This is a genomic window from Kosakonia oryzendophytica, from assembly GCF_027886705.1.
Taxonomy (GTDB): domain Bacteria; phylum Pseudomonadota; class Gammaproteobacteria; order Enterobacterales; family Enterobacteriaceae; genus Kosakonia; species Kosakonia oryzendophytica.
Genome location: NZ_CP115659.1, coordinates 4,138,837 through 4,157,998, shown reverse-complemented (window position 1 = coordinate 4,157,998; position 19,162 = coordinate 4,138,837). Strand labels below are relative to the sequence as shown.

19 protein-coding genes and 1 tRNA gene are annotated in these 19,162 nt (G+C 53.1%); 11 read left to right on the top strand and 9 right to left on the bottom strand.

What is annotated here, in order from left to right; all coding sequences use genetic code 11:
• Positions 1-203 precede the first annotated feature (203 nt).
• Positions 204-1,004 carry an endonuclease/exonuclease/phosphatase family protein gene (locus tag O9K67_RS20105; RefSeq protein WP_071890600.1) on the top strand — a complete coding sequence of 267 codons (801 nt, stop codon included), beginning with the start codon at positions 204-206 and terminating at the stop codon, positions 1,002-1,004.
• Positions 1,005-1,064: 60 nt separating this feature from the next.
• Here the strand turns inward: O9K67_RS20105 and mltD are convergent, their stop codons facing one another.
• Together mltD and gloB are read right to left on the bottom strand one after the other, a co-directional pair.
• On the bottom strand, positions 1,065-2,438 hold the full coding sequence (gene mltD, locus O9K67_RS20100; protein ID WP_061497503.1) for a murein transglycosylase D: 1,374 nt from the start codon (positions 2,436-2,438) through the stop codon (positions 1,065-1,067).
• Positions 2,439-2,512: 74 nt separating this feature from the next.
• Positions 2,513-3,268 carry a hydroxyacylglutathione hydrolase gene (gloB, locus tag O9K67_RS20095; RefSeq protein WP_061497501.1) on the bottom strand — a complete coding sequence of 252 codons (756 nt, stop codon included), beginning with the start codon at positions 3,266-3,268 and terminating at the stop codon, positions 2,513-2,515.
• A 33-nt stretch (positions 3,269-3,301) separates the two neighbouring features.
• On the opposite strand from gloB, the gene O9K67_RS20090 reads away from it, so the two are divergent.
• Positions 3,302-4,009, top strand: a complete 708-nt coding sequence (locus O9K67_RS20090) for a class I SAM-dependent methyltransferase (protein ID WP_061497499.1) — start codon at positions 3,302-3,304, stop codon at positions 4,007-4,009.
• On the opposite strand, the gene rnhA is transcribed toward O9K67_RS20090, so the two are convergent.
• A complete protein-coding gene (gene rnhA / locus O9K67_RS20085; protein WP_167352631.1) occupies positions 4,006-4,572 on the bottom strand; it encodes a ribonuclease HI in 567 nt (188 codons plus the stop codon). The genes O9K67_RS20090 and rnhA overlap by 4 nt on opposite strands.
• Here rnhA and dnaQ point away from each other — a divergent pair.
• Together dnaQ and O9K67_RS20075 are read left to right on the top strand one after the other, a co-directional pair.
• Positions 4,526-5,257, top strand: coding sequence for a DNA polymerase III subunit epsilon (dnaQ, locus tag O9K67_RS20080; RefSeq protein WP_061497494.1), 732 nt, complete (start codon positions 4,526-4,528; stop codon positions 5,255-5,257). The two genes, rnhA and dnaQ, sit on opposite strands and share 47 nt — an antisense overlap.
• Before the next feature lie 135 nt (positions 5,258-5,392).
• Positions 5,393-5,469 (top strand) — tRNA-Asp (locus O9K67_RS20075).
• 46 nt (positions 5,470-5,515) lie between these two features.
• On the opposite strand, the gene O9K67_RS20070 is transcribed toward O9K67_RS20075, so the two are convergent.
• Positions 5,516-6,988: an NCS1 family nucleobase:cation symporter-1 gene (locus tag O9K67_RS20070; RefSeq protein WP_061497492.1), complete on the bottom strand. Its 1,473-nt coding sequence runs from the start codon at positions 6,986-6,988 to the stop codon at positions 5,516-5,518.
• A gap of 146 nt (positions 6,989-7,134) precedes the next feature.
• On the opposite strand from O9K67_RS20070, the gene O9K67_RS20065 reads away from it, so the two are divergent.
• The 3 genes from O9K67_RS20065 to puuE are packed head-to-tail and all read left to right on the top strand — an operon-like array spanning position 7,135 to position 9,562.
• Complete coding sequence (locus O9K67_RS20065) at positions 7,135-7,854, top strand: GntR family transcriptional regulator (protein WP_061497490.1); 720 nt, start codon at positions 7,135-7,137, stop codon at positions 7,852-7,854.
• Entirely contained in the window at positions 7,851-8,588 is a 738-nt protein-coding gene (locus tag O9K67_RS20060; RefSeq protein WP_061497488.1) for an aspartate/glutamate racemase family protein, read from the top strand. The genes O9K67_RS20065 and O9K67_RS20060 overlap by 4 nt, the downstream gene beginning before the upstream one ends.
• A gap of 32 nt (positions 8,589-8,620) precedes the next feature.
• Entirely contained in the window at positions 8,621-9,562 is a 942-nt protein-coding gene (gene puuE / locus O9K67_RS20055; RefSeq protein WP_148654720.1) for an allantoinase PuuE, read from the top strand.
• Between the two features lie 34 nt (positions 9,563-9,596).
• Here the strand turns inward: puuE and xni are convergent, their stop codons facing one another.
• The 5 genes from xni to queF all read right to left on the bottom strand — a co-directional run bounded on the left by xni (position 9,597) and on the right by queF (position 15,925).
• A complete protein-coding gene (xni, locus tag O9K67_RS20050; RefSeq protein WP_061497486.1) occupies positions 9,597-10,349 on the bottom strand; it encodes a flap endonuclease Xni in 753 nt (250 codons plus the stop codon).
• Positions 10,350-10,461: 112 nt separating this feature from the next.
• A complete protein-coding gene (locus O9K67_RS20045) occupies positions 10,462-11,829 on the bottom strand; it encodes an L-serine ammonia-lyase (RefSeq protein ID WP_061497484.1) in 1,368 nt (455 codons plus the stop codon).
• Between the two features lie 57 nt (positions 11,830-11,886).
• On the bottom strand, positions 11,887-13,176 hold the full coding sequence (locus O9K67_RS20040; RefSeq protein WP_061497482.1) for an HAAAP family serine/threonine permease: 1,290 nt from the start codon (positions 13,174-13,176) through the stop codon (positions 11,887-11,889).
• A gap of 450 nt (positions 13,177-13,626) precedes the next feature.
• Positions 13,627-14,991, bottom strand: a complete 1,365-nt coding sequence (gene ppnN / locus O9K67_RS20035) for a nucleotide 5'-monophosphate nucleosidase PpnN (RefSeq protein ID WP_061497480.1) — start codon at positions 14,989-14,991, stop codon at positions 13,627-13,629.
• An 88-nt stretch (positions 14,992-15,079) separates the two neighbouring features.
• Positions 15,080-15,925 carry an NADPH-dependent 7-cyano-7-deazaguanine reductase QueF gene (gene queF / locus O9K67_RS20030; RefSeq protein ID WP_061497479.1) on the bottom strand — a complete coding sequence of 282 codons (846 nt, stop codon included), beginning with the start codon at positions 15,923-15,925 and terminating at the stop codon, positions 15,080-15,082.
• 69 nt (positions 15,926-15,994) lie between these two features.
• Here queF and syd point away from each other — a divergent pair, with 69 nt between their 5' ends.
• The 4 genes from syd to O9K67_RS20010 all read left to right on the top strand — a co-directional run bounded on the left by syd (position 15,995) and on the right by O9K67_RS20010 (position 18,749).
• Positions 15,995-16,540: a SecY-interacting protein gene (gene syd / locus O9K67_RS20025; protein WP_061500163.1), complete on the top strand. Its 546-nt coding sequence runs from the start codon at positions 15,995-15,997 to the stop codon at positions 16,538-16,540.
• A 630-nt stretch (positions 16,541-17,170) separates the two neighbouring features.
• Entirely contained in the window at positions 17,171-17,500 is a 330-nt protein-coding gene (locus tag O9K67_RS20020) for a YqcC family protein (RefSeq protein WP_061500159.1), read from the top strand.
• Positions 17,500-18,294 carry a tRNA pseudouridine(65) synthase TruC gene (gene truC / locus O9K67_RS20015; protein ID WP_061497477.1) on the top strand — a complete coding sequence of 265 codons (795 nt, stop codon included), beginning with the start codon at positions 17,500-17,502 and terminating at the stop codon, positions 18,292-18,294. Before O9K67_RS20020 ends, truC begins: the two co-directional genes overlap by 1 nt.
• A gap of 5 nt (positions 18,295-18,299) precedes the next feature.
• Positions 18,300-18,749: a flavodoxin gene (locus O9K67_RS20010; protein ID WP_061497475.1), complete on the top strand. Its 450-nt coding sequence runs from the start codon at positions 18,300-18,302 to the stop codon at positions 18,747-18,749.
• Positions 18,750-19,162 lie beyond the last annotated feature (413 nt).

The following is a 19,162-nucleotide window of genomic DNA, read 5'->3' as shown; positions in this document are numbered from 1 at the left end:
CGATATTTTTCATTCCTGTGCTATTAAATCATGTTGCCTGCCATGATGCTATGCCGCCTGTATGGCGAAACGTCATTAAGTACTCACTCACCTTAACTGATAGCTTTTCTGCCTATTGGCGTTGAAACTGTGCGCTAAAATCCCTATAACAGAATGAGCACCAGGGAACCGGGTGCGAAAATCAACGAGGTTTTAAGCCGAAAGTGCCAAAAAATACCTATGCCATGCGATATGTTGCCGGACAGCCTGCGGAGCGTATTTTACCGCCGGGGTCTTTCGCGAGTATTGGTAAAGCGCAGCCTGCTGGTGTGCCCCTCAGCAGTGATGAAAAAATCCGCGTGCTGGTGTGGAATATCTTTAAACAGCAACGTGCGGAATGGCTCTCGGTATTGCAGAACTTTGGTAAAGACGCCCATCTTGTCCTGCTACAGGAAGCACAGACCACGCCGGAGCTGGTCCGGTTTGCGACCACTCACTATCTTGCCGCCGATCAGGTTCCTGCTTTTGTTTTGCCGCAGCATCCGTCTGGCGTGATGACGCTGTCGTCTGCACACCCGGTTTATTGTTGCCCATTACGCGAGCGTGAGCCGATTTTACGACTGGCAAAATCAGCGCTGGTGACCGTTTACCCCTTGCCCGATGCGCGCAACCTGATGGTGGTAAATGTGCATGCGGTCAATTTCAGCCTCGGCGTTGATGTGTATAGCAAGCAATTGCTGCCGATTGGCGATCAGATCATGCGCCATGTCGGGCCGGTGATCATGGCGGGGGATTTCAACGCATGGAGCCGCCCGCGAATGAATGCGCTCTATCGCTTCTCGAGGGACATGTCCCTGCGTCAGGTGCGATTTACTGATGACAACCGCCGCCGGGCGTTCGGTCGTCCGCTGGATTTTGTGTTCTACCGTGGTTTGAATGTGCAGGAGGCCTCGGTGCTGGTGACACGCGCTTCCGACCATAATCCGCTGCTGGTGGAGTTTAGTCCGGGGAAAACAGAAAAGTAATGGCAGATGAGGGGCGAAAAAAAAGCACCGGGGGAATCGGTGCTTTTTTATTGGATACTATCAGGAGTCCGGTGTGGCGCTGTTCTTCACGAAAAGCGTCAACTGATCGCCTGGCTGCAGATTGTCAGTATCACTGTTCCAGCGCATCACATCTTTAATGTTCACGCCGTGACGTTTCGCAATACTGGACAACGAATCGCCTTTGCGCACGCGATAAGTAATGCTATCGCCGTTGCTGGCAAGACGCTGTGCACTGCTGCCTGCGCCAACCGTCAGATTCTGGCCCACTTTCAGATTCGCCCCGCGAAGGTTATTCCATTGCTGGAGATCCTTTGCGGTCACGCCAAGGCGTGATGCGATAGCAGAAAGCGTGTCGCCTGAGCGAACCGTATAACTCCGGCTGGTTAACGGCGTATTACTATCCGCGACCAGCGTTGGTTGTACGGCGGCGATTTCGCCGGATGCCAGCGATTCACGCAGCTGATCTGCATGTTTCTGCGGCACCATCACGTACTGTGGCCCTGCTGAACCTAACGTTGTGCCTTTAACGCCTGCGTTGAAGGCTTTCAGCTTGTTCACGGAAATACCCGCCATCTCTGCCAGCTGCTCAACCTCAACCGGGCTGCTCAGTCTGACACGCGCCAGTGCACGGCTTTCGTCTGGTGTTGGCAGACTCACGCCATAGCGTTTGCTGTTCTTGAGAATATCGCTCAAGGCCAGCATTTTTGGCACGTAAATCCGGGTTTCCTGCGGCAACGAAAGCGACCAGAAATCCGTGGGTTTACCCCGCGCTTTGTTCGCTTTTATTGCCTTCAGTACGCGACCTTCACCGCTGTTGTACGCTGCGACAGTTAATAACCAGTCGCCGTCAAACATACGGTTAAGACGCTGCATCATGTCGAGGGCGGCGGTAGTCGACGCCACAACATCACGACGCGCATCGTAGCTGCGTGTCTGTTTTAAACCATAATTTCGCCCGGTGCTCGGTATGATCTGCCAAATGCCAGCGGCATTGGCGCCAGACGTCGCATGTGGGTTAAAAGCGCTCTCCACTATGGGTAGTAGTACCAGTTCCATGGGCATGTTACGTTTTTTAACTTGCCCTGCTATCCAGTACATATACGGCTCTGCCCGTAAAGTTACATCGTGGAGATAGCTCTTATTGCTTAAATACCTTAGTTTCTGTTCGCGAATCCGGCCATTTTCCGGAATTCCCATCTTTAGCTCGTCGCTAATGAAAGCCCACAAGTCACTGTTGCTCTGGGCGGCGAATGTTCCATCGTCCATCCACCGCGCCTGACTGGTAAACTTTCCCGCTTCCCCTTGACCAGCTGCAGAAAGGCTCTGTGCGTGCTGTTGGACCGTGCCATCATGTTTTGAGGCCTGGCACCCCACGAGCAGGACAGAGGCGATTAAGATCGCTTTTGCCTTCATGTGTGTGTCAATAGTAGTTGCTTAAAAGACGAGCGATCATAACGGCGAAGTTTTCAAAAGGCAACCCGGAAATGTCAGAAGTTATCTTTCTTTGCCCTTAACCATGCGAAACGCTCCTCTGGGTGTTGCAAATTTGTTTCTCTGTTAATTACATCAATTAAATCAGCATCTTCCGTGCGTAAAAATAGATTAATTCGCCGTTCATTTTTCAGAATTACTGGGAGGGTTTTTTGATTTTTTGCACGTAACTCCTTAACTTTTCGATAGTATTCGTTAAGTGCAAGATCCTGCGGGAGAATGCTCACCGCAAACTTCATATTTGCTAAAGTGTATTCATGTGCGCAACAAATGACCGTATCATCCGGAAGTGCGTTAATTTTACAAAATGATTGATACATCTGCTTTGCCGTCCCTTCAAAGAGTCTTCCGCATCCCCCTGAAAACAGCGTGTCACCGCAAAACAGATAAGGAAAACTGAAGAAACAGATATGTCCTAAAGTGTGACCTGGCGTGGCGAACACAGAAAATTCGTGGCCCAAAATCGTCATTGTATCGCCTTCTGCGACGACCTGGGTCGTTCCCTTATCTTGTGTTTCCGCGGGCCCATATACCACTAGCGCAGGAAAATGCTGGCGTAGTTCTTTTACACCGCCAACGTGGTCGTTGTGATGGTGGGTCAGCAAAATCGCTTCTGGTTGCCAGTTATGCTCTTGAATGGCGCTCAGTACCGGTGCAGCTTCACCTGGATCGACAATCAGGCAACGTCCGTTATCGTTGTTCAACACCCAGATGTAGTTATCCTGAAATGCGGGAATACTGTTAAGATTCATAAATTACCTCTCAAAGCGTAGCGGAAGGTTGTGATGAAACCGGCAAGGACTCCTCAAACATTCGTAGCACCTGCAGGTTGGGGTGAGCTACCCAAAGGTGCATATTATCGTGAGGCGCTGGAGGGAGAACTTAAACCGTGGCTGGCAAAAATGTATGGATTTCATTTGCTTAAGATCGGTAATCTCAGCGCGGAAATCAATGTCGAAAGTTGCGCTATTTCTCATCAGGTCAACGTGTCACTGAACGGCGAGCCTGCTCAGGTTAGAGCTGACCCTCTGCATTTACCCTTCGCGGAGAAATCGGTGGATGCTTGCCTGCTGGCGCATACACTCCCTTGGTGTACCGATCCGCATCGCCTGTTGCAAGAGGTCGACCGCGTATTGATCGACGACGGTTGGCTGGTGATGAGCGGGTTTAACCCTATTAGTCTGCTTGGCTTATGTAAAGCCGTGCCGTTTGTTCGCCGCAACCCGGTAGTCAGAAGCCGGATGTTTACCCTCATGCGCCAGCTCGACTGGCTGTCGCTGCTTAATTTCGAAGTCTTACATTATAGCGGTTTTCGCGTGCTGCCCTGGACAAAACAGGGAGGAAAGCTACTCAGCACGCACTTACCGGCGCTGGGGTGTATGCAACTGATTGTTGCGCGCAAACGCACCATTCCTTTAACGCTTAACCTGATGAAACAGAGCCGTAACAAACCCCGAGTTCGTCAGCCGGTTGGTGCAACGCGCCAGTCTTAACCCTCGGGTTGATACCCAACATCTTCCTGAGTAGGGTTCATCGCCGCGTTACGCGCCAGTTCATCGCAGCGTTCGTTTTCCGGATGACCTGCGTGGCCTTTGACCCACTCCCAGCGAATTTGATGCTGGCTGAGCGCGGCATCCAGACGTTTCCAGAGATCGACATTCTTCACGGGTTTTTTCTCTGCCGTTTTCCAGCCGCGTTTTTTCCAGTTGTGGATCCACTGCGTAATCCCCTGGCGCACATACTGGCTGTCTGTGCTTAGCACCACTTCGCAATGCTCTTTTAATCCTTCCAGCGCAACAATCGCTGCCATCAGTTCCATGCGATTATTGGTGGTGAGGTGGTAGCCTTCGCTAAAGGTTCTCTCATGCTGGCGATAGCGTAAAATCGCACCGTAGCCACCGGGGCCTGGATTGCCAAGGCAAGATCCGTCGGTGAAAATTTCTACCTGTTTAAGCATCTCTGGTAGACTTCCTGTGTTTAAAACGACAAGTCTGACATAAATGGCCGCTATGAGCACTGCAATTACACGACAGATCGTCCTCGATACCGAAACCACCGGTATGAACCAGATCGGCGCCCACTATGAAGGGCACAAGATTATTGAAATCGGCGCGGTAGAGGTCGTGAACCGCCGCCTGACCGGGAACAACTTCCATATCTACCTCAAGCCTGATCGGCTGGTGGATCCGGAAGCGTTCGGTGTTCACGGCATCGCCGACGAATTCCTGCTGGATAAGCCCACTTTTGGCGATATCGCCGATGAATTTATTGATTATATCCGCGGCGCGGAACTGGTGATCCATAATGCATCGTTTGATATCGGCTTTATGGACTACGAGTTCAGTAAGCTGAATCGCGGCATTCCGAAAACGGAAACGTTCTGTAAGGTAACCGATAGCCTGGCGCTGGCGCGTAAGATGTTCCCTGGCAAGCGCAACAGCCTTGATGCGCTCTGTGCGCGTTACGAAATCGACAACAGCAAACGTACGCTGCACGGGGCGTTACTCGACTCCCAAATCCTTGCTGATGTTTATTTGATGATGACCGGCGGCCAGACATCGATGAAGTTCTCGATGGAAGGCGAAGGGCAGTCGCAGACCGGGGAAATTGGGATCCAGCGTGTTGTACGTCAGGCAAGCAAGCTGCGGGTTGTTTTAGCCAGTGATGAGGAGGTGATGGCCCATGAATCCCGCCTCGATTTGGTACAGAAAAAAGGTGGAAGCTGCCTGTGGCGGAGCTGAATCACATTGTAATTTCTGTAAAAACATTATTGCGGGCGATTTTTGCAGCAAACGATTCAAAACACCGGAAAAAGCGTTGACGGCGTCAGGTGCAATCCGTAATATGCGCCTCGTTCCCTGAAGGGAACACAACGCGGAGCGGTAGTTCAGTCGGTTAGAATACCTGCCTGTCACGCAGGGGGTCGCGGGTTCGAGTCCCGTCCGTTCCGCCACTATTCAGAAGGCCTGAATCAGCAATGATTCAGGCCTTCGTCGTTTTTACTCTTTCGCCGCCACACGCTGTGTGTTGAACGCGCGGCTAACCTCTTCACGTTCATGGCGCGCCAGCCAGCGATAGCAACCCGCCCCCAGGAATGCACCGATAAACCAGCTAAAGTTGGCCACTTCATGCAGCGCTGGAATAAAGCTGATAATCAGGCCCACCGCGACCGATGGCGCCAGCGCGGCAATTGCTTTCGGGTTAAAACCATTGTTGTACCAGTAGCGCCCCTGCGGTGAGACGCTGAACAAATCGTCGACGAACACCTTCCCGCGTTTGATCAGATAAAAGTCCGCCAGCAGGATGCCAAACAACGGCCCGATAAACGCACCCAACACATCCAGCGTGTAGTGAATGAGTTCCGGTGACTGGAACAGGTTCCACGGTGTCAACAGTACTGAACCAACAGCGGCAATCATGCCACCGGCGCGGAAGCTGATTTTCTGTGGTGAACAGTTGGAGAAATCGAACGCCGGGGAGACGAAGTTCGCCACGATATTGATGCCGATAGTGGCGGTGATCATCGTCAGCAGGCCAATTGCCATCGCCAGGCTGTTACCCACATGGCTCACGGTCTCAATCGGGTCGGTGATCATTTTGCCGAACAGAGACTGCGTACCGGAAACGATCACCACGGTTACAATCGAGAACAGCAGGAAGTTGAACGGCAGGCCCCAGCGGTTGCCGCGGCGGATCTCCTGCATGCTCTTGCCATAGCGAGAGAAGTCACCAAAGTTTAACAGCGGCCCAGAGAAGTAAGAGACCACCAGCGCCGTGGCAGTGATCATCTGCCAGGTTTGCTCTCCTGCGGTCAGTTGTTTGCTGGCAAGCGTAAAGGAGATCCCCTCGAAGCCCGTCTGGTAGAGGATCCAGCCTGCCAGCGCCATCATCACCACATACACTGCCGGACCGGCGACATCGATAAAGCGTTTAATTGCACTCATTCCATGCCAGAACACCAGCGCCTGCAATACCCACATAATGCCGAAGCAAACCCAGCCAAGATGAGAGAGGCCAAGAAAATGGCCGGTTGTCATTGGGGCAAGTTCTGGCCAGAACTTCAGGAGCACCAGCATCAAGGCATTAGCAGCAAGGTAGGTCTGAATACCGTACCAGGCAAAGGCGATAAGTCCACGGATCACTGCCGGAATATTCGCGCCAAATACGCCGAAGGACTGGCGACAGATCACCGCATACGGTACGCCCGCCATTTGGCTGGGTTTAGCAACGAGGTTTGCGCACAACTGCACAATACAAATTCCCAGCAGCAGGCAGAGTAAGACCTGCCAGCTCGCAAGACCCAGGGCAAAGAAGCTGGCGGCGACCACATACCCGCCCATGCTATGAACATCGGACATCCAGAAAGAGAAAATATTGTACCAGCTCCAGTTCTGGTCGCGTGTGGGGGCCAGATCCTCATTGGTGAGGCGTGGGCTGTAACGTGCATCGTAATTAGGTTCAACATTTGGCATGGATTCTGCTCCACTGCATACAGATAGTGACGTGTTGTCTGTACGCTCACGTTGCATTAACCAGGCCAGGTTTTAATTTTTTGTATACAAAATAAATTAATGATGTATACAAAAATAGAAAGGCTAAGTAACAAAGGAACGTCAAAATGAATCATCAGATGGGGCTGCAGACCCCTTCGGATCTGGAAGATAAAGAGAATTTCATCTGGCAGTCGTTGATGACCGCGATTGTTGAGCATCAATTACCGCCTGGCAGCAAGCTGCCGGAAGAAGCGCTGGCGGAAGTCTTTGGAGTGAGTCGCACAGGGATCCGTAAGGTGCTGACGCGCCTTGCAACAGTGCAAATGATCACCATGACGCCCAGACGTGGTGCATTTGTGGCGCATCCGGGCGTTGAAGAGTCAAAGGCCATCTTCACCACCCGCAAAATGATTGAGTGCGCCAACCTGTCTCAGGTACTGGAGCATTTACAGCCGCCGCACTTGGTGGGACTGGAAAAAATTGTTGCGCTGGAAGAAGAGGCGCATCAGCGCCACGATGGCGCGGCGGCGATTCGCCACTCAGCCGCTTTTCATATTCAGTTGCAGGCGATTTCCGGCAATGCTGTGGTAACCGATATTATCACCACCCTTGCACAGCGTTCGTCGCTGGTGATTGCTGCCTGGGGCGCGCCATGGCAACGCGGGTGCCGCTGCGACGATCATGACCAGTTAATTGCGCTGCTGCGTAAAAAAGCACTGCCCGCGCTGAGTGACGCCATGGCCCATCACTTTGATCATATTGTTTCCAGCCTGCGTTTCGAACGCAGCGGCGAAACGTTGCCTGATTTTGCCCGCCTGTTTGGTACCAGCGGAGAACATCGATGAGTGAATTTTGTATACAAGTTATTAATCCTAATACCAGTCCGGAGATGACCCATACCATCGCTATGGCGGCCCGCAATGTGGCGTTGCCTGGCACAACCATCCTTGCCAGCTCTCCCTCTCAAGGGGTGATGTCTATTGAGGGGCATTTTGATGAAGCCATTGCTGCGCTGGGGGTACTGGAACAGATTAAACAGGGCAAAGCGCAGGGCGCTCAGGGGCACGTGATTGCCTGCTTTGGCGATCCGGGACTGCTGGCGGCGCGTGAGCTGGCCGCCGGTCCGGTGGTTGGCATAGCCGAAGCGGCAATGCACATGGCAACGCTGGTGGCGACACGCTTTTCAATCGTTACCACGCTGCCGCGCACGGTGATTATTGCCCGCCATTTATTGCGCCAGTATGGCTTTGAACATCACTGCGCAGCGCTGCATGCGATCGATTTACCGGTACTGGCGCTGGAAGATGGCACGGGTCTTGCTCAACAAAAGGTACGCGAGCGTTGTATACAAGCAAAACGCGAGGATAACAGCGGCGCAATCGTGCTGGGGTGTGGCGGTATGGCCGATCTCGCGGGGGCGCTAACCCAGGAGTTGGGTATTCCGGTTATTGATGGCGTCACCGCGGCGGTGAAGATGGTGGAATCCCTCCTCGCTCTTGGGCTGGGCACCAGTAAATACGGCGATCTCGCGTATCCCAATAAAAAGCCGCTTTCCGGATATTTCGAACAGCTTTGCTGAAAGCGGCACTGAATAAAGAGGTCGACATCAGTATGCAATCAGCAATGGACAAACCTTTCTGGCACTTTACCGCCGATTATCCGCGCGATATGGCGGGTTACGCGGGAAAACCGCCTCACGCACAGTGGCCGGGTGGGGCGCGTATTGCGGTTCAGTTTGTCCTTAATTTCGAAGAAGGTGGCGAAAACCATGTGCTTCACGGCGACAGTGGCTCGGAGCAGTTTTTGTCTGACATTATTGGCGCTGCCAGCTACCCGGCACGTCATATGTCGATGGATTCACTCTATGAGTACGGATCGCGCGCGGGTTTCTGGCGTATTCACCAGGAGTTTCAGAAACGCGGCCTGCCGTTAACGGTGTTCGGCGTGGCAATGGCGCTGGCGCGTAACCCGGCTATCGTCGATGCAATAAAGAAAGCCGACTACGATGTCGTTAGCCACGGCTGGCGCTGGATCCATTATCAGGATCTGGATATCCAGACTGAGCGTCAGCATATGCAGCAGGCGATTGAGATCCTGCAAGCCCTGTTCGGCAAAAAGCCGCTTGGCTGGTATACCGGGCGCGACAGTCCAAATACCCGCAAACTGGTGGTTGAACAAGGAGACTTTCTCTATGACAGCGATTATTACGGGGATGATTTACCGTTCTGGACGACAGAGGCGGGTAGGCCGCACCTGATTGTGCCCTATACGCTGGATGCCAACGATATGCGCTTCGCCACTGCGCAGGGGTTTAACACCGCCGAGCAGTTTTACACCTATCTGAAAGACAGCTTTGATGTGTTGTATGAAGAGGGCGAAACTGCGCCCAAAATGATGTCGATTGGCATGCACTGCCGGTTACTGGGGAGACCGGGGCGTTTTCGCGCGTTGCAGCGGTTTCTCGATTATGTGCAGGGCCATGAGGATGTGTGGATCTGCCGCCGCCAGGATATTGCGGAACACTGGGTGAAACATCACCCGTTCAGAGGATAATACCCCGCTAAGGCCCGCCACCCGGTGGGCCAGGTTAACGCGTCAGTCGCAACTGTTGCAGGTTGCCATCCAGTTGTAAATCGGTTTGCAACCTCGCCACCTCCCGGCAGGTAAATGCCATCTCTTTGTGTACCTGTAACTTCTGTCGCCATTTTTCCGGCACCTCATCCAGATGGTCATACAGAGCTTCAAGAGTAGGAAAGGTCGTGAGTAGCTGGGTGGCGCTCTTCGGACCGATCCCGACGACACCCGGCACTTTCGAGCTGCTGATGCCCGCCAGCCCCCAGTAATCCGGTAATTGCTGGGGCGTTACGCCATACTCCTGCGCAATAAAGGGCGCATCCAGCCAGCGTTTCTGGAAATAGTCACGGATGCGGATTGTCGGTGAGAGTAGCTGGCAATAACCCTTGTCGGTGGAAACGATGGTTGCCTGTTGCCCGGCTTGTGCCATTTTTACCGCCAGTGTAGCGGCAAGATCATCTGCTTCATTACCTGGCGTTGCCCAGCAACGAATACCGCGTTGTTCAAAGGCGGCGCGCAATGCGGGCATCTCGCTGTGTAATGAGTCTGGCATGGGCGGCCGGCCTGCTTTGTAATCCGGCAATCTCTGGTGGCGCCAGCCCTGCGCGCGGGCTTCATCATCGAATACCGCCACCGCATGCGTAGGCTGACTGTGCACAATCAATTGTTCCAGCGCGTGCAGGCAGGTATCTACGCAGGGTGATCCCTGTACCGCGTGGATCCGGCGGATCAGATTGAGTGCGTCGACAATTAACAGATGAGCCACAGATACCCTCCTTGAAATCGTGCGCTAAGGGTAACATCGCAGGCATTGCGAGGCTATGAAACGGGAAACAATCAGGAAGATGCCTCGCAAAACGAGGCATCCTGAGCGGGGGTTAGTCGCAGGTAACGATTTTCATGGCCAGGCCACCGCGTGAGGTTTCGCGGTATTTGGCATTCATATCTTTACCGGTTTCATACATGGTTTCGATGACTTTATCGAGACAGACGCGCGGTTCACTGGTGCGGCGCAGCGCCATACGGGCCGCGTTGACTGCTTTCACGGAAGCAATGGCGTTTCGCTCGATGCAGGGCACCTGCACTTGTCCGGCCACCGGGTCGCAGGTCAAACCGAGGTTGTGCTCCATCCCGATCTCCGCTGCGATGCAAACCTGCGCCGGGCTACCGCCGAGCAGTTCCGCCAGACCTGCTGCCGCCATTGAGCAGGCAACGCCCACTTCGCCCTGGCAGCCCACTTCGGCACCGGAAATGGACGCGTTCATTTTATACAGCGAGCCTATCGCGCTGGCGACCAGTAGGTAACGGGCCAGCGAATTGGCGTTCACCTGGCGGATAAACTTGTCATAGTAGGCCAGCACGGCAGGAACAATCCCGCAAGCACCATTGGTCGGCGCGGTAACCACGCGGCCACCCGCGGCGTTCTCTTCGTTAACCGCCAGCGCAAACATATTGATCCAGTCAACGACCGCCATCGGATCGGTGGTCGTTTTGTCGCTGCTGACCAGCATGCGGCGTAGTGCAGCGGCGCGTCGCGGTACACGCAGTTTACCCGGCAACACACCTTCGGTGACAATGCCGCGCTCAATCCCGCCGCGCATCACATCCCACACGCGGGCAAGGTGCTGTTCCAGCTCTTGTTTGCTATGCAGCGCCAGTTCGTTTTGCATCATCAGGCCGGAGAGCGACAGGCCGGTATCACGGCAATGTTGCTGTAAATCTGCTGCGGTTTTGTAAGGGTACGGAACCACGACCGGCGCACTGTTGCTTTGGCCGAAGTGCTCTTCATCGACGATAAAGCCGCCACCGATGGAGTAGTACGTCTGGCTGTAGAGAACGTTGTCGCCCGCCAGTGCGGTGATGCGCATACCGTTTTCATGCAGAGAAAGATTGTCAGCATGGAAATTCATGCACTGATCGACCGGGAACTCCACTTCATGTTTGCCGTTTGCCAGTAGCAAGCGACCGTGGGTATTTACATCCTGAATAAAGCCCGGAATGGCATCGATATCAACGCTGTCCGGCAGGTTACCCGCCAGGCCCATAATAATGGCGATATCGGTGTGGTGGCCTTTTCCTGTCAGGGAAAGGGAACCGTAAACATCCACGACCACACGGGTTACGTCATGCAACATGTTGCGGGCAATCAGGTCGTCAGTGAATTGCTTACCGGCTTTCATTGGGCCAACGGTGTGTGAACTGGAGGGACCAATACCGATTTTAAAAATGTCGAATACGCTGATCATAACGCATTATCCATTGCAAAGAGGAACGCGCCGCCCATGACGGACGGCGCGAAAAGATTAGCTGAACAGGGAGAAGAAGATCGCGGAGATAGCGATAAGGCCCATGATAACAATGAAGATGTTGCTGATGCTGCCGCTGTATTTACGCATAGCCGGTACTTTGGCGATGGCGTACATCGGCATCAGGAACAGGATCATCGCAATGATCGGGCCGCCCAGGGTTTCGATCATGCCCAGGATGCTCGGGTTCAGCGTGGCCACCGCCCAGGTGGTCACCAGCATAAACAGCGCGGTAATGCGGTTCAGCTTGTTGATTTCGATGGTTTTGCCTTTGCTGCGCAGAGACTTAATAACCATACCGTTAAAGCCTTCACGCGCGCCCAGGTAGTGGCCGAGGAAGGACTTGGTGATGGCGATCATCGCAATGATCGGTGCCATCCAGGCAATCAGTTCCACATTAAAGTGGTTTGCCAGGTAAGAAAGGATAGAAATGTTCTGTTCTTTCGCGGCGGCGAGATCTGCCGGAGAGAGGCTCAGCACGCAACTGAACACGAAGAACATGACCGTCAGCACCATCATGATGTGCGCGAACGCCAGGATGCGGGAGCACTTACGCTCTGCATCTACGCCGTACTCTTCACGTTTTGCCACAGCAAAAGAGGAGATGATCGGTGAGTGATTAAACGAGAACACCATAACCGGAATAGCCAGCCACAGGGTCATCCACAGGCCGTGACCGGTTGCCGATGCGCTGCTCAGAGACAGGGTTTCCAGTGCTGCGCCGTTCCACTGCGGGATCAGGTATACCGCCAGCAGCATCAAGGCGATAACAAACGGGAATACCAGAATACTCATCGCTTTTACGATCATCTGCTCGCCAAAACGCACGATAGTCATCATGCCGACAATCAGGATCAGGGAGAGAATAGCGCGCGGCGGCGGCGTCATGCCCAACTGGTGGGTCATAAAGCTGTCGACGGTATTGGTGATTGCCACGCTGTAAACCAGCAGGATCGGGTAGATAGCAAAGAAGTAGAGCAGGGTAATCAGTTTACCAGCACCAATACCAAAGTGTTCTTCCACCACTTCGGTGATGTCCTCGCCCGGGTTTTTACCGGATAGCACAAAACGGGTCAGGCCGCGGTGTGCGAAGAAGGTCATAGGGAAGGCAATAATCGCCATGATAATCAGCGGGATAAGTCCGCCAACGCCGGCGTTAATTGGCAGGAATAATACACCCGCGCCGATGGCGGTGCCATAGAGGCCCAGCATCCACATGGTGTCGGTCTTACGCCATGAACTGCGCGCTTCAGTCGAGGCCAACGTGCTGGTTTGAGTCGTTTCCATTGATAAATCTCCTGGGAAAAGCAAAATGCTGCCATAACGGGTAAAAAACCGTGCCCGAGACGCCAGCGGTAATATTAAATCCGGTCAATTACGGTTTTTTTATAATTTCTTTCCGTAATTATTTGCGGCGGAAAGATACATTTATGTTATGACTCTATCAGTGATCGGGATCCCAATTGCAATAATCTACTTTTTATGTGGGTGTATTTAGACCATATCGCTACTTAACGATCATGATGTGAGATTTATGGGCGCGAAGGCTATCACTGGCAAGATTTGCGATCAAACCCACGCAATTGAAAGAAGATAAACGCGCTGTTAACTGCCTCATTTACAGTGATTTATCGACGATAAAAGCCATTGGATTGGATGAATTCCTGGTGGAGTAGACGGCGTTACTGAAAAGAGATGTTTTAGGTATAAGGGCGACTTATTGGTCGCCCTTGGCGATCAGGAGCAGATTTCGTAGCAGGGGATATAGGCGGAGCCAGGCAATTTCATACGGTGTTGGGCGACAAAACCTTGCAGTAAATCGTCCATGCGGCGCATCATTTCGCTATCACCATGAATTTTATACGGCCCGAACTCTTCGATAGCCCGGATACCCATCTCTTTCACGTTACCCGCCACAATGCCGGAGAACGCGCGACGCAGATCCGCTGCCAGCACTTCTACCGGTTGATCCGGATAAAGTTTAAGATTGGCCATATTTTCATGGGTTGGTTCGAACGGCACTTGCAGGTCTGGCGAAACCCGTATTGACCAGTTGAAACTGTAGGCATCGCCAGTATTGCGGCGGTTCTCTTTCACCAGTGGCATCGCTTTTTTCATCTGACGGGCCACTTCAGCGGCATCGTTAATAATGATCGTGTAGTGACGGCGCGCGGCTTCACCCAGCGTATTGACAATGAATTCATCCAGTACGCGGAAGTAATCCGCACTCTCTTTCGGCCCGGTCAGGATCAACGGCAGCACCTGATCTTTGTTGGCCGGATTCATCAGGATCCCCAACAGATAGAGCAACTCTTCCGCCGTACCCACGCCGCCCGGGAAGATGATGATGCCATGCGCGATACGGACAAAGGCTTCCAGGCGTTTTTCAATGTCCGGCATGATGATCAATTCGTTGACCAGCGGGTTTGGCGGTTCGGCTGCAATGATCGACGGTTCGGTCATGCCGATAAATCGCCCCTCTTTATAGCGTTGCTGCGCGTGACCAACGGCGGCGCCTTTCATTGGTGCTTCCATGGCGCCTGGCCCGCAGCCGGTGCAGATATTGAGCTCTCGCAGACCAAGCTGGGTTCCCACGCGGCGGGCGTAGAGGTATTCGGTCTCGTTGATCGAGTGACCGCCCCAGCAGACAACCATACTGGGCGCTTCGCCCACGTGCAGCGCACGGGCGTTACGTAAAATAGAAAAGACCAGGTTGGTAATGTGGATGGAGCTTTCCAGATCCAGATGCTGGAAACGCCCGGCGTTATTAATTTGCCCGTTAACGAACAGAATATCGCGCAACACAGCGAACAGGTTAGCCTGCAATGAACGGATAATCCGCCCATCAACAAAGGCCTCTTCCGGTGGGTTTATCAGTTCCAGCTTTACGCCGCGTTCACGGCGTAATACGTTGATATCAAAACTTTCGTAGCGAGAAAGCAGCTCTTTGCTGTTGTCCGTCAGGCTCCCTGAGTTCAACACAGCGAGCGAACAGTTGCGAAACAGTTGGTACAAGTCGCTGCTGGCCGTGCGTTTAAGCATATCGACTTCCAACTGCGACAGCATATCCATGGAGCCAAGCGGGCTAATATGTGTAATCAAGTGAACTCCTTACGGGACGAAAATTTTATATTCCCTCCTGATTACAATAGCCCTGGCTTATGACGTTTAACAACCCGCGCGCGAAGTTTTACTGGCGCACCAGGCGACCCGTAGCCGGAATGAAATCGGTATTGGTGCGCCATGGGTTGATATCCAGTCCGCCGCGACGCGTGTAACGCGCATAAACGCTCAGTTTTTCCGGTTGGCAGAAACGCTGAATGTCGGTAAAAATCCGCTCGACGCATTGCTCGTGGAATTCGTTGTGATGGCGGAATGAGACCAGATAGCGCAGCAGTTTCTCACGGTCGATCTTCGGCCCACGATACTGGATCTGCACAGATCCCCAGTCCGGCTGGTGGGTGATCAGGCAGTTTGATTTCAACAGATGACTGACCAGCGTCTCTTCCACCACTTTTCCACTGGCGGCATCGGTGAGTAACGCTGCATCAAAAGCGTAGTTATCTACGGCAATATCCTGATCGTCGATGCAGGTGCCATGAAAATGCGCGACAGGTTGGCCTTCAAGTTCATCAAGGCGATAGAGCGCAACGGTAACCAGACCTTGCGCACAGGCGCTCAGATCGCGCTCCAGCGTGGCGCGCACCTCGTCCCAACTGGCGAAACGCGTCTGGTTAAAGCTGTTGAGATAGAGTTTGAAACTCTTTGATTCCACCAGGTTCAGGCTGGCGTAATCCAGCTCAACATGGCCTACGGCGACCTGCGGCAGACCTTTAGCATTCAGCCAGGAGAGCTCATACAGCGTCCAGATATCTGCTCCGCGAAACGGCAGATTATTAGCCGTTAATCCCAGCGGATCGCGGTTTAATGAACGGGGAACACCCTGAAGCAGAGTGGCGTCGTAGGTGTCGCGGTAAGAAGTGGTTTTGCCCAGCGTCAGGCCAGAGAGGGCCTGATGGTTATCATAAGAAGACATGTTTCATCGCCATTTTGCAGGTAGACTATGCCGCAGAGTTTATCCTGGCTTATGTTAAGAGAGAAATCGGTGGAAAAAGAAACGGCCCTGGCTCTGGAAGCCTTTACCCAACGTTACTGCGATGCATGGCATGCGCAACGCGGCAGCTGGCCTGAGAGTGAAGCGCTTTATGGCGTGCCTTCGCCGTGCATTATTTCTTCGACTGATAAGAGCGTTTTCTGGCAGCCTAAACCGTTCCTACCCGAACGAAATGTAAACCCTGTTGAACAGGCGATGGATATTGTGGTACAATCTGCGCTCCACGCGTTCTATACCACACAATTTGCCGGTGATATGACGGCGCGTTTTGCTTCTGAAACCCTGATATTACTGCAAACCTGGAGTGAAGATGACTTCCGGCGCGTGCAGGAAAACCTGATTGGTCATCTGGTCACGCAGAAAAGGTTGAAGCTTTCTCCTACACTTTTTATTGCCACGCTCGACAGTGATCTCGATGTGATTTCGCTGTGCAATCTGAGCGGGGAAGTCATTAAAGAGACGCTGGGAACGCGTCAGCGGGTTGTTCTGGCACCCGATCTGGCCGCTTTTCTGAACCAGCTCGAACCCGTTGTGTAATCCCCTATACTACTGTTGTTGTGAGAGATCTCTTACATGACCTGTAGGAGATCGCCTGTTCTAATTCCTTAACATCTTTACGACATCTCATGTAAAGCCATTATGAATTAATGAGTTACAGATAAAAATCTGATGTTTCACTCTTTCATTCAAAAGTTTATTTGCATTAAGTCTTCTTGTAAGACGAAACAGAATGGGTGATTCTATCTCTGTCGACACGGAGTCTGACAACGAAGCGTACATTAGGATGATGTTGCTTCATGGACACACCAGAAGGTGCTGCAGGGAAGGCTTCATGATGAAGCGAGAGGAAAACGCAGGAACGCGTTAAGGGACACCTCCAGGATGGAGAATGTGAGCCGGTAGGGATGGTCGGCGGATCAGGATGATCAAGGACACGCTTTAAGGACAAAGCTATGTCACATCGGGGTGGTGTGAGCATGATGCGATGTTTAAGGATGAACAGGTCAGGAGACCGCAGGAAAAGTTGTCACGGATGAGCAGGGAGCACAATAGGTAGCTGGATTGCTGCAAAACGAACCGGGAGCACTGTTTTTACAGTGCTCCCTTTTTTTATTTGCCCATCTCTTTGGTATCCTGCGCGCCAGTCTGTTTTATTTCGGGGTTTTTATGACGCTTCATCTTCGCGTGCGTCAGCAGCTTGAGCTTCTCGAAGCCCTGCTGCGCGAACGCCAGCTTTGGCAAACTACGGTTCCGCAAGCCAGCGCTTTTGAAAGCACTCAACCTTTTTGTATGGACACGCTCGAGCCATTCGAATGGTTACAATGGGTGTTGATCCCGCGTATGCACGCGCTGCTGGATAGTGGGCAGCCGCTTCCACAGGCTTTCGCCGTTGCGCCCTATTACGAAATGGCGCTGGACGCGGCCCATCCTCATCGCGAGATAGTGCTCTTGCATTTACAGCAACTGGATGCACTGTTTACCGGCGACGGTAACTGATGCTGGAGATTATTTACCAGGATGAATGGCTGGTCGCGGTCAACAAGCCATCGGGCTGGCTGGTACACCGTAGTTGGCTGGATCGCGACGAAAAAGTCGTGGTGATGCAAACGGTGCGTGACCAAATCGGCCAGCACGTTTTCACCGCGCACCGTCTCGACAGGCCGACTTCCGGCGTTTTGCTGATGGGGTTATCCAGCGAAGCGGGGCGTCTGCTCGCACAGCAGTTTGAGCAACACCGGATCCAGAAGCGTTATCACGCGGTGGTGCGTGGCTGGCTAATGGAGGACGCGTTGCTTGATTATCCCTTGGTTGAAGAACTCGATAAAGTTGCGGATAAATTCGCCCGCACCGATAAAGGCCCGCAACCGGCCGTGACCCATTATCGCGGGCTGGCGACCACCGAGATGCCCGTTGCCACTGGCAAGTTCCCGACTACCCGCTATGGGTTGGTTGAACTGGAGCCAAAAACCGGCCGTAAACATCAGCTGCGGCGCCATTTAGCCCATTTGCGCCATCCGATTATTGGTGACAGCAAGCACGGGGATTTGCGGCAAAACCGCAGCGCAGCGGAACACTTTGGTTGCAACCGGTTAATGCTGCACGCCAGCCAGTTAACGCTGACGCATCCGTTTACCGGCGAAGCATTAACGTTGCGCGCCGGGCTGGATGATGTCTGGATGAGGGCAGTGTCGCAGTTCGGCTGGCAAGGACTTCTCCCTGATAATGAAAGGGTTGAGTTCTCCGGTCTGAGCGTTCACGATGAGAAAAATCAGACATCACCCAAGGAGTGAAGAGCATGGCGGAGATCGGAATTTTTGTTGGCACCATGTACGGTAATTCGCTGTTAGTGGCGGAAGAAGCGCAGGCGATCCTCACGGCGCATGGTCATAAGGCCACCGTCTTTGAAGATCCCGAAGCCGCAGATTGGGACGGCAACAACGATCGGTATGCGCTGGTGGTGACATCAACAACCGGGCAAGGGGATTTACCGGACAGCATCGCGCCGCTCTTTCACTATCTGCGTGATACCGTAGGCTATCAGCCGGCGCTACGTTACGGCGTAATTGCCTTGGGCGACAGCACATATACGCATTTCTGCGGTGGCGGTAAGCAGTTCGATGCGCTGCTGCAGGAGCAGGGCGCTCAGCGCATTGGCGACATGTTATTGATTGACGCCAGTGAAGATCCGGAACCGGAAAGCGTCTCCAACCCGTGGGTCGAACACTGGGCAACCCTCCTTAAGTAAGAATTTTCCCTCCCCCCTACAGGGAGGGAAACCCCTTTGAACCTGTTCTGATGGTTCACCGTGATGCAATCCGCATGACGATAGCGACCACTTATTATGCCTCTGACTGAATCGAGTAAGCTTCTGGCAATTGCCCTTAATGCCCTGCTCATTTGCCGGGATAAAAAGTGCATCTCCACGGGGTCAAGCGACCTGTTTCACATTCTTTAAAACCGTCCGCTTTTTGCCCTTCTGCAAGGGGTATGGGTTTTCATTTCCGTGAAGTACTCCCCACGTGCCTGGGCTAATGCAATAAACCACCGGGCGGAGGGCAGCGAATGTTGTGTTGTTGCACGGTGAGTGTTGGTAAGGCGCTTTTTATACTTTTCTCGCCAGTTAAAAAAATGCAGTCCGCAGGGGATAGCGACCCAGGC

What these genes read in the sequence shown, in the direction of transcription:
- mltD (WP_061497503.1), bottom strand. Translation starts at nt 2,438, where the DNA reads ATGAAGGCAAAAGCGATCTTAATCGCCTCTGTCCTGCTCGTGGGGTGC.
- gloB (WP_061497501.1), bottom strand. Translation starts at nt 3,268, where the DNA reads ATGAATCTTAACAGTATTCCCGCATTTCAGGATAACTACATCTGGGTG.
- O9K67_RS20090 (WP_061497499.1), top strand. Translation starts at nt 3,302, where the DNA reads ATGAAACCGGCAAGGACTCCTCAAACATTCGTAGCACCTGCAGGTTGG.
- dnaQ (WP_061497494.1), top strand. Translation starts at nt 4,526, where the DNA reads ATGAGCACTGCAATTACACGACAGATCGTCCTCGATACCGAAACCACC.
- O9K67_RS20070 (WP_061497492.1), bottom strand. Translation starts at nt 6,988, where the DNA reads ATGCCAAATGTTGAACCTAATTACGATGCACGTTACAGCCCACGCCTC.
- O9K67_RS20065 (WP_061497490.1), top strand. Translation starts at nt 7,135, where the DNA reads ATGAATCATCAGATGGGGCTGCAGACCCCTTCGGATCTGGAAGATAAA.
- O9K67_RS20060 (WP_061497488.1), top strand. Translation starts at nt 7,851, where the DNA reads ATGAGTGAATTTTGTATACAAGTTATTAATCCTAATACCAGTCCGGAG.
- puuE (WP_148654720.1), top strand. Translation starts at nt 8,621, where the DNA reads ATGCAATCAGCAATGGACAAACCTTTCTGGCACTTTACCGCCGATTAT.
- O9K67_RS20045 (WP_061497484.1), bottom strand. Translation starts at nt 11,829, where the DNA reads ATGATCAGCGTATTCGACATTTTTAAAATCGGTATTGGTCCCTCCAGT.
- O9K67_RS20040 (WP_061497482.1), bottom strand. Translation starts at nt 13,176, where the DNA reads ATGGAAACGACTCAAACCAGCACGTTGGCCTCGACTGAAGCGCGCAGT.
- queF (WP_061497479.1), bottom strand. Translation starts at nt 15,925, where the DNA reads ATGTCTTCTTATGATAACCATCAGGCCCTCTCTGGCCTGACGCTGGGC.
- O9K67_RS20020 (WP_061500159.1), top strand. Translation starts at nt 17,171, where the DNA reads ATGACGCTTCATCTTCGCGTGCGTCAGCAGCTTGAGCTTCTCGAAGCC.
- truC (WP_061497477.1), top strand. Translation starts at nt 17,500, where the DNA reads ATGCTGGAGATTATTTACCAGGATGAATGGCTGGTCGCGGTCAACAAG.
- O9K67_RS20010 (WP_061497475.1), top strand. Translation starts at nt 18,300, where the DNA reads ATGGCGGAGATCGGAATTTTTGTTGGCACCATGTACGGTAATTCGCTG.